This window comes from Raoultibacter timonensis (genome assembly GCF_900240215.1).
Taxonomy (GTDB): Bacteria; Actinomycetota; Coriobacteriia; order Coriobacteriales; family Eggerthellaceae; genus Raoultibacter; species Raoultibacter timonensis.
In genome coordinates, this window is record NZ_LT964679.1 from 1,839,248 (window position 1) to 1,841,171 (window position 1,924).

At 64.1% G+C, this 1,924-nt stretch carries 2 protein-coding genes; one reads left to right on the top strand and one right to left on the bottom strand.

Features of this window, described 5'->3' with window-relative positions; genetic code table 11:
- On the bottom strand, window positions 1-801 hold an 801-nt coding region (locus C1722_RS17400; RefSeq protein ID WP_425319350.1), incomplete at its 3' end, for a polyphosphate kinase 2 family protein.
- A gap of 180 nt (window positions 802-981) precedes the next feature.
- Between C1722_RS17400 and C1722_RS16960 the strand changes: the two genes are divergently transcribed.
- On the top strand, window positions 982-1,924 hold a 943-nt coding region (locus C1722_RS16960; RefSeq protein WP_102378788.1), incomplete at its 3' end, for a Ppx/GppA phosphatase family protein.

The following is a 1,924-nucleotide window of genomic DNA, read 5'->3' on the forward strand; positions in this document are numbered from 1 at the left end:
GTCGCCGCGGCCGAGCGCCACTTCGAAGGCGCTGACGAGCGTCGCCGCTATGTCGAGGTTGGCGCGACGCTTGTCCTCTCCGTTCACGAGCACCCACGGGGCGAACGGGAAATCGCTTCCCTCGAGGAGACGATCGTATATCTTGTAGGACTGCTTGTAGTTCTCGACGCTTTTGAGCTTGGCCTTGCTGACCCGCCAGCTCGTGGCAGGATCCTCGTGGAGCTTCGCAAGGCGCTTTCTCTGCGCTTGCTGGGAGACGTGGAGGAAGAACTTCACGACCACGTAGCCATCGTCGACGAGCTGCCGCTCGAACGACTCGACGGAGGCGAGGTGGTCTTCGATCGCGGCGGCGCTGCTGCCCTTCTTGAGCTTGGCGGCGGTAACCTCGTCGGGGGTTTCGCCGAATTCGATGTAGAGCATGTGCTGCAGCGCGGCGGTATACCATCCGCGATCGTACAGCGTCATATCGCCGCGCGGGCCAAGCGCTTTCCAGAACTGCTGGGTGAGCGGATAGTACCCGCTCACCCCCTCGCGCATGTCCGCGAACAGGCGCGCTTCCTTCGTGTCGAGGTCGGGGGTTACGTACACCGAGGTCGCTCGCGCATCGAGGTTGTAGAGCAGATCGGATATGCGGCTGCCTTTGCCCGCTCCGTTCCAGCCCTCGAACAGGACGGCGAGGCCGACGCCCTTCGCGCGCGCCTCCTGCTGCAAGACGACGAGGCGTTCAACCAGCTCGTCGTAGATGGGCTTGTACTCCGCTTTCGACAGCTTGTCCAAACCGAGTTCGACCGTTTCGAGCATGGCTTCCTCCCACATCGCTTCGAGCCGTTTTTCCGCAGCTCCGCTCATTGCCGAGCATACGCATCATAGCACAGAGTAAAATAACGGTAACGCCGGGCGAGCGATGCGCCCCCGCCCGCAAGGCAACGCTACAATGAACGGAAGGACCGCGCCGAAACCAAGGGAAGAACGAGGAGCAACATGCCGAACTACGGAGTCATCGACCTGGGATCGAACACGATCCGCCTGTGCGTCTACGAGGTCAAGGACGACTCCAAGCGCGCCTACGCCCGCAAAGACTTCCGAACGCTTCTGAACAACAAGGTGATGGCGGGGCTCTCGGCGCACGTCTCCGGCGGCGTGTTCACCGAAGCGGGCGTGGCCCATGCGCTCGATGTGCTCGCCGGGCATGCCAAGCGCCTCAGGTACTTCGACTGCAAGCGCACCGACGTATTCGCGACCGCCGTACTGCGTAACTGCGCCAACTCGGCCGATGCCGTACGCGCCATCGAGGCGGGCAGCGGGTTTTCCATATCGCTGCTCTCCGCCGAAGACGAAGCCCATCTGGGGTTCGTCGGAGCAACGTGCGACCGCCCGATCGAGCGCGGCACGCTCATCGACATCGGAGGAGGATCGACCGAACTCACCCGCATCGTCGGGGGAGCCGATCACGACAACGCGAGCATCGGCCAGGGGTCCCTTTCGTCCTTCGCGTCCTGCGTAAAGGGCATCCTGCCCACGCAAGCCGAAGCCGAAGCGATCGAAGAAGCGCTCGAGGAACGGCTTGCCGGGATGAACGCGGACAGGTACCGCTGCGAAACGCTCTACGGCATCGGAGGCAGCGTACGCGCAGCTGCGAAGATGTACGCCGAGGCGTATGGCGGCGGCGTGCGCCCCGAATCCCTCACGCCCGAGGATTTCGATGCGATCGTCGGCGCGTGCATGGCCGATCCCGACGGGTTTGCCCACACCGCCCTCAAAGCGGCGCCCGACCGCATCCATACGCTCGTTCCCGGATGCCTCATCATCCGCCGTCTCCTGGCCGATTTCGGGGCGGGCTCGCTCGTCGTCTGCAAGAAGGGCGTGCGCGAGGGATACCTGATCGAGCGCATGCTGCTCGACGGCAACGGCGCCGCCCGACGCG